We start from the raw sequence: 7,946 nt of genomic DNA on the forward strand, positions 1-7,946 counted from the left end.
AGCAAGACAACTTATTAACGAATCAAATAGAATAAAGATGCAGGTAAACCGTAAAAAAAAGTAAGTGAAAATGTTGTTTTAGCGTTATTATGCAAAGTATAATCACGTACAACATAGTTTAATGTAATTTAAATATTCTCTGAAAATTACTTTGTTTCAAAAAATCTTCAAACCTTTGCACTCAGAATACAAAATGAGGCAAATAATTGCAGTTTGCTTTCGTTTTGGTGCAATTGTTCCAATAACCTTTGCGCAAGGTTGATACAGCCCCGTCTGGGTAAAAAGGCGTAACTTCTAAGACACGTAGATTCCTAGGCAGTTAACAGTTTGTTTAATTTTAAAACAGAAAATTATGATTATAAGTTTTAAAAATGGAGAAAAAGTGCTTAAAATGGAAAATGCAGATATGCGTTCCATTTGTGGTGGTACTGCGGTAGCAACACAAAGCTTCCCTTGTACAGTTCATGAAAGTGATGGTTCTGTACACACGAAAGAGGTTTCTAGTATTGAGGAATGTTTAGAATATGGTGGACTTAATTAATTAAGTAATGTTGAAAGTTCTGAGTTTCGACTCAGAACTTTCTTCTTAATTTTAAAATTTCGTAATATGTTTAGACTTATTTTTATATTTTTGCTCATATTGGCTCATTCTGTTTCGTATGGGAAAAAGTATACATTGTCAGAAACCCCTAATGGGTTATGTCTAAAGCAATGGTTAGGAAAGGATTCTGTCATAGATTTCAACAGCCATAAAGAACTAAAGAAAGTCAAGATTATAGGTGAGATGGCTTTTGAAAAGAACAATCATATAAAAAAAGTTATATTGCCAGCACAATTAAAAATTATAGAGAAGAGGGCTTTTAACACTTGTGAAAAGTTAGAACAGGTAAAGATCCCCCCATCTGTAACATATATTGGTAATAGTGCATTTAATATGGACAGAAAATTACTTTTAGCTTCCTTACCAGATAGTTTAACAGAAATAGGAGAGTGGGCTTTTTGGGATTGCAATAAAGTCTCTATATCTACTATACCGCAATCTGTCATAAAGATTGGAAGACAAGCATTTACTTGCTGTGAAGGTATCACAACTCTGATTTTCAAAAATAATATGGAAGTCATTAATGATAGATGTTTTTCTGGTTGCAAAAACATAGAAAGAATAGTGTTTCCAAAAAATCTCAAGGTCATCGAGCATTTTGCATTTGCTCGTTGTATAAAACTAAAATGTGTGGATTTTCCCAAAAGTCTTGAAAAAATCAGTCATCAAGCATTTGCCAATTGTTGGGATTTAGAAATAGTGAATTTTTCATCAGCTCCCAATGTTGATTCGACGGCATTTGACAACTGTAAATATCACTTTGGTAAATAGCAATAAACATTTAAATACAGAAAATCATGGATGTATTAAAGCATATTTTATTTCTTTTAAATGTAAAATTTACAAGTACTTTTTTACGTAAACTCTACATGGAAAATCCTAACAATACTAATTTGTTGGGATTTTCAAATATGCTTAGATTCTATGGCATAGACACACAACCTGGGAAGATTACGAATAAGGAAACTTTTGAAAATGAAATTATTCCATTTTTAACAAAACTGCATGATGATTTTGTTGTTGTTGAAGATTGCAAAGACAACAAATATAAAGTATTTTCTGATATATATACCTATATAGAGAAAGATACATTCTTAAAAATATGGGATGGAACTTTCCTTGCTTTCGAGAAAACACCACAAAGTTGCGAACCCCAATATGAAAATCACAGAAAGGAAGAAAAATCGAAAAAGATTTTTACGATATTGGGATATGGCAGTTTGTTGATTTTGTGTTTGTTGATAGTTACAACAAAGGAAAATATAGTTTCGACCGTCATGAATATTTTAGGATGTGGGATAGGATATTTTCTCACATACTGTATCCTTGCCCAGCACACAGGCAAAAATATTGCAAAAAAAATATGCACAAGTAATCATCATTTTGATTGTAATATAGAGTATCGATTCGGAGGGATAATTGATTTGGTGGATATATGCGTTGCATATTTTGCCTCCTTTTTCTTTATGATAGTATGCTCTAATCTTTCTCCTTTGTTTACAGCTATACTTTGGGCATCTGCAATACCAGCTGTTGCTTGGAGTTTGTGGGCTCAATTTTTTAGAATAAAGAAAATATGCCCATTATGCTTGTCTTTACAAATAAGTATATTGGTATTAAATGTTTTCAATATATGCTCTTTAGATTTTGGCAAAATATTTTTTTTGAAATCTGATTTCGACAATGCCATATATTATACCCTTTTGTTTATTATATTTTTATCATTTTCGACAATATATTCAAAAAAAACATTGGGTAACACAATACAAATTGTTAATGTTAGGAGAAGTGATAACTTTCTAAAAGAACAGTATTTGCTACTACTAAACAGGTTCACTCAAAATATTAATTCTACATCTCAATATTTGGATAGTTTTAATTGGGGAACACAAAATGCCCAAAAGCGTGTCGTGGCAGTTTTTAATCCGACATGCATACCTTGTGCTCTCGGTTTCTTGAGTATATATAATGCAATGGCTTTGAATAACTCTATAAAATTACATATATTTTTCACATATTGGACAAAAGAGCAACATGAAAAATTGGAGATTTTGTTTTCTGCTATTTTGCAAAATCCAGATAAAATTTTGTATATTATCCAAAAGTGGTATAACTTTGGTATCTATAGTCAAACACAATTTGAAGAAAGATTTTGCATAAAAAAGATAGAAATCAAGTCTATAGACTATCTTATTGGTAGACAGAAAGAATGGTGTGAAATGAATAATGTTCACTCAACTCCAACCTTTTTTCTGAATGAAAGCCTCTTGCCAAAAGGAATCGATTTAATGGACATCATAAACTTTTAGAAAATGGAAACAATAAAACTCACATCACTGATATTATTTTTAGGTATGGCATCTCATGTAATGGGACAAGGTGTCTCTACTTCTACGGATGAATACGAATGTATCTACGAGTATCATGTAAAGAATACCAAAGGCTCTTCGGATGCAACTTCCACCATCCTGCAAATCGGTAGAAACGCAGCCATGTTTTCTGATTATACTGCATTCCAAAAGGACTCTGCCATTGCTTGCAAAGCTCCCGAATCGGACATTCAGAAGTTCAATACACAAGAAATGAGAAACGATATGTTCTTTGACCAATCTGTCTCTCAAAATGTGCCTAAGGGAAAAATGACAGTCTATAGTGTCATTACGCCAAATTACTACAGCTATACCGAAACAGCTTCGCCGATCAATTGGAGTTTTGCAGAGGAGGAAGACACCATCTGTGGATATACTTGCCAAAAGGCTATGGGAGAATATGGCGGCAGAACTTGGACCGTTTGGTATTCCACGGAGATACCTGTATCCTTTGGTCCTTGGAAACTTTGCGGTTTGCCAGGTTTGGTGTTGGCAGCAAATGATTCGGAAGGCATACATCAGTTCAAGGCAATCACTTTTCGTAAGTCCAATATGCCTATGAATATGAAGCCATACGCCAACATTGTCAAGACTTCAAGAGAACAATTCATTAAGGCGAAGAACAAGTTTGAAGAAAATCCAATGGGCAACATTCCTACTGAATCCATCAGTGAGATGACCATTGAGAACTATGAGGATGGTGGTCATAGTGCCTTGGTGAATGGTGTGGTGCTGAGAATGCGCCCTAATGGATATGTTCCTTTGGAACTCAAATAGACAAAAGAAGATTTTGAATGATAGAGCTTTATGAATATGAGAAGATTATTGCTTTTTATGATATTGGCTTACTTTTGTATCTGCACTTTTGCACAAAGTGTGGTTACAGGAGTGGTACGTGATACCACTGGTGCTGCTTTGGAAGGTGTCATCGTAAGGGCTAATGCCGACAAAGCTACCCTTGGTTTTGCAAGGACGGCAGAAAATGGGTCTTTCAAGATTACATTCAATACGGAGGCTAAGGTGATAACCATTACGGCAGAAACCATTGGATATGAAAAGGCAAGGAAAGAAATCAAGAATATCTCACAAGAATGCAACTTCAATCTAAAAGAAAAGTCAACAGCCTTGAAGGAGGTTGTGGTAAAAGCCCCTGCCATCTACCAGCGAGGGGATACTTTGTCTTATAACTTGGCCTCGTATATTGGCAAGAATGATTATACGCTCAAGGATGCCATGAAGAAACTCCCAGGCATTGAAGTGGGCGACAAAGGTTCCATCAAATACTTGGGCAAGGAGATTTCCAACTTTTATATCAACGGCATGGACTTGTTGGGTGGAAGATACAACATCGCCACCACCAATATTCCTGCTTCATTCGTAAACTCCGTCCAGGTGCTCAGCAACCATCAGGCAGTAAAAGCCGATAAGGATGTCTTTTCAGACAATGTGGCTATCAACGTGAACATGAGCAACAAGGCTAAGTTTAAGCCTGTAGGTTCTTATGGTGTCTCATTGGGAGCAGGCGAGCATGCCTTGTATGAGGTAAATGGAGCAGGTATGTTTTTCAAGTCAAACTTCCAAATGTTGGCTTCGCTGAAAGCAGGCAATATCAAACAGTTCGCATTGGATGAAGGAATCAATCATTTTGACAACAAAGAGACAACCTCCACTTTGTCGAATTTATTGGAGAACATTTCTGCTTCTACTCCTCCCGTCGAAGTAGATAGGTATGCATCGCCCACGGACCGTTTGTTGTCGTTCAACATATTGAGGAAAATCAGAAAAGACGTTACCTTAAAGGGCAATATCGGATATAGCTATGCCAAAAGTCAATATGACTATAGCTTGACGAGAAGTTATGCTGATGCAGAAAACAACATCGTCATCGCCCAAGAGTATTCACCGCTATCCACAGTGCATCGTCCAAGCATCCAGTTGGAATATAAGGATAATTCAGAAAAGACTTATCTCGTCAATACCTTGTCGGGCGTTGGTTCATTCTTGACTTCAGAATTACCGACAACGGAAAATGGCATGCTCTTCAATCAGAAGCAAACGATGCGAGAGTTTTATCTGAACAACAAATTTTCTACATTGTGGCATCACAAGGACTTACGTTGGTCGCTCACATCACTTATCTCGTACCAAGGTTCTCCTATGGAAAAGATAACGCTTGACAAGGAGGGAGAAGATGCCGTTGTTCAAAGTGCCAACGGACAAAGTTCGCGTATAGAAAACAACCTCTCTGTTTCTAAGAAGTATCACAATTCTCGCTTCTATTTGCCGTTCTTGTTGAACTATTACATGGATAAGATACAAACAACCTTGCATCCTACCGATGAAAGCAATGATGAGAGTATGCAAATCTTCAGAATGGTGTTTGCTCCACAATATGAATACGCTCATCCTCAATATAAATATGTGTTTCGTATGGAAGTACCTATACGTATAGATTATGTCGCTCATAAAGACCACATGGCAGCAGTGTCATCTGGCTCTTGGTATTATTCCATCTGCCCAAGCATGTATTGCAACTACAAAGTAAGCTCTCGCTCTGTACTTCGTACCAACGTATTCTATGCACGCACCTTTGGTGACATTTTGGATTTTCTGAAATCTCCTGTCCGAATTAACGATATTTCCATCAAGATGGGGTCTGGTATTTTGGCTGATACCAAGAGTTTGAATGCGACACTGCATTACGACTATAAGATACCGCTCAAGATGTGGTTCTTTAATGCCGATATTCTATACAGTCAGGAAAGAAGTAACTTGCTGCAAAAGCAAGAGGCAACCCATATGCTCGTCAGTATGTCGAAGATATACGCCCCAAATACAGCAAAAAATCTCATGGGACAGGTTGGCATAACCAAATTCATAGAGTCCATCAAGACCAAGGTTTCCTTGAATGGTGGTTATCAATGGAGGCGACAAATGACTTTGCAGAATGACAATCAACAGAAATACACATGGAAGAGTTGGACTTTCTCTCCATATCTGACATCACAACCTTGCAAATACATAGAGTTGGATTACAAAGGCATGTTTGCCAAGACTTATCTTTGCACGGATTACCAAAAGAACAGTTATTTGAGCCAACAACACAAGGTGGCTTTAAAAATCATGCCTTTTGAAGGCTTCACATTTGAGTCATCTGTAGATATTGTAAAGAACGAATTGACAAAAGATGTCACCAAGACGATGAGCCTATTGGATATGGGAATGTCTTATCAGAAGAAAGCGGTCAAGGTTTCTCTCGACATCAGAAACATTCTGAACCAACACCAATATGGATACACGATTTACAATTCCGTAAACACGTTCACGTATAACTATCAGCTGAGAGGAAGGGAGTGTGTATGCTCTGTAAAACTAACGATATAAAGGATGAATAAAATACATTTAATAAAACAACATGATGGAATGCAGTGTGGTGCTGCATGTTTGACCATGATAGTAAATTCTTATGGTGTCAAGTGTTCTTTAGACAATATATCCCAAATGTTACATATTGGGAAAAATGGTGTGTCTATGTATGCTATTACAGAAGCTGCGAATGAAATTGGCTTCAACAGTCAAGGACAATTATATACCATTGAACAATTGAAAGATGCACAAATGCCTTGTATTTTGCATTGGAACCAAAATCATTTTGTAGTATTATACAAAATTGACAAGAAAGAGCTTTTTCATATTGCCGATCCAGGAAAAGGGTTGATAAAATTATCTTTGGAAGATTTTTGTAAGCATTGGATTAGTACAGGGGAGCAAGGTATCAGAGGGGCAGTGTTGTTGCTTACTCCAACAGAAAAGTTTAAATCCTTTCATGTGGACGAACAACCTAACAATTCCAAACATGTTTTGAGAAAATACATATTCAAATATCGTTATTTGTATTTTATGCTATTATTGGGATTATTTGTAGGTAGTCTCTTGCAACTTGCCTTGCCATTTCTTACTCAGTCCATTGTCGACGTCGGTATCAAGAACCAAGACATAGGTTTCGTGTGGCTTATTTTGCTGGGTCAACTAATACTGACCATTAGCAGAACAGGTATTGACTTTATCCGCAGATGGCTGTTGCTTCATATTTCTCTGCGTATCAACATTTCATTAGTGAGCGACTTCTTCATCAAGCTCTTGAAGTTGCCGATGTCTTTCTTTGACACAAAACTCATGGGCGACTTAATGCAAAGAATGAACGACCATAGCCGAGTGAACACTTTTTTGACGCAGCAGACACTCAATATAACTTTTGCATTGCTTACCTTCGTGGTATTTGCGATAGTATTGTTTTTATACAATAAATTTGTATTTGTCATTTTTCTATTAGGCAGTATAGTTTATGGTGGTTGGATGGCATTGTTCTTGAAGCATAGAAAAATACTCGATTATGAATTGTTTGAACAGCAAGCTATCAATAACAACAAAACCTACGAGTTTATTACTTCTATGCAAGAAATTAAATTGCAAGGGTGTGAGCAACGTAGAAGATGGGAATGGGAAGATACGCAAGCAGACCTATTTGGAGTACAGATGAAATCACAAAAACTCCAACAGACACAGGAAGCGGGTTGTATATTCATTAATGAAATGAAGAACATTGTCATTACTATAGTTTCTGCTACCGCTGTGATTCATGGACAGATGACACTCGGTATGATGCTTGCCGTACAATACATCATCGGGCAGCTCAATTCGCCCGTGGAGCAACTGATGAACTTCTTTTATTCTCTGCAAGATGTGAAGATTAGCTTGGAACGTATCAACGAGATTCATCAGATGGATGACGAGAATGGAAAGGAAGGCTTGAAAACTTCAATAGAGAATAAAGACGAGGGCATTGACATCAAGAACATCATGTTCAAGTATGACCCACATGCTTTGCACAAGACCATAGACGATGTGAGCATTCACATTCCGCAAGGTAAGGTAACAGCCATCGTTGGCGCATCTGGCAGTGGAAAGACCACCCT

The 7,946-nt window shown here is 36.8% G+C and carries 6 protein-coding genes; all 6 read left to right on the forward strand.

All coding sequences use genetic code 11. The features are described from left to right. Positions 1–352 precede the first annotated feature (352 nt). Positions 353–541 carry a hypothetical protein gene (locus K333_RS0109585; RefSeq protein WP_024990690.1) on the forward strand — a complete coding sequence of 63 codons (189 nt, stop codon included), beginning with the start codon at positions 353–355 and terminating at the stop codon, positions 539–541. A 66-nt stretch (positions 542–607) separates the two neighbouring features. Next, positions 608–1,372 carry a leucine-rich repeat domain-containing protein gene (locus K333_RS0109590; RefSeq protein WP_051230935.1) on the forward strand — a complete coding sequence of 255 codons (765 nt, stop codon included), beginning with the start codon at positions 608–610 and terminating at the stop codon, positions 1,370–1,372. 26 nt (positions 1,373–1,398) lie between these two features. Continuing rightward, on the forward strand, positions 1,399–2,910 hold the full coding sequence (locus K333_RS0109595) for a cysteine peptidase family C39 domain-containing protein (RefSeq protein WP_024990689.1): 1,512 nt from the start codon (positions 1,399–1,401) through the stop codon (positions 2,908–2,910). Between the two features lie 3 nt (positions 2,911–2,913). After that, positions 2,914–3,747 carry a GLPGLI family protein gene (locus K333_RS0109600; RefSeq protein ID WP_081657242.1) on the forward strand — a complete coding sequence of 278 codons (834 nt, stop codon included), beginning with the start codon at positions 2,914–2,916 and terminating at the stop codon, positions 3,745–3,747. A 36-nt stretch (positions 3,748–3,783) separates the two neighbouring features. Continuing rightward, entirely contained in the window at positions 3,784–6,354 is a 2,571-nt protein-coding gene (locus K333_RS0109605; RefSeq protein ID WP_238314549.1) for a carboxypeptidase-like regulatory domain-containing protein, read from the forward strand. Positions 6,355–6,357: 3 nt separating this feature from the next. Then, positions 6,358–7,946 (forward strand): peptidase domain-containing ABC transporter (locus tag K333_RS0109610; RefSeq protein WP_036889164.1); only part of this gene is annotated, 1,589 nt, incomplete at its 3' end.

Origin of the sequence: Segatella albensis DSM 11370 = JCM 12258, assembly GCF_000426565.1 — a bacterium.
Lineage (GTDB): Bacteria > Bacteroidota > Bacteroidia > Bacteroidales > Bacteroidaceae > Prevotella > Prevotella albensis.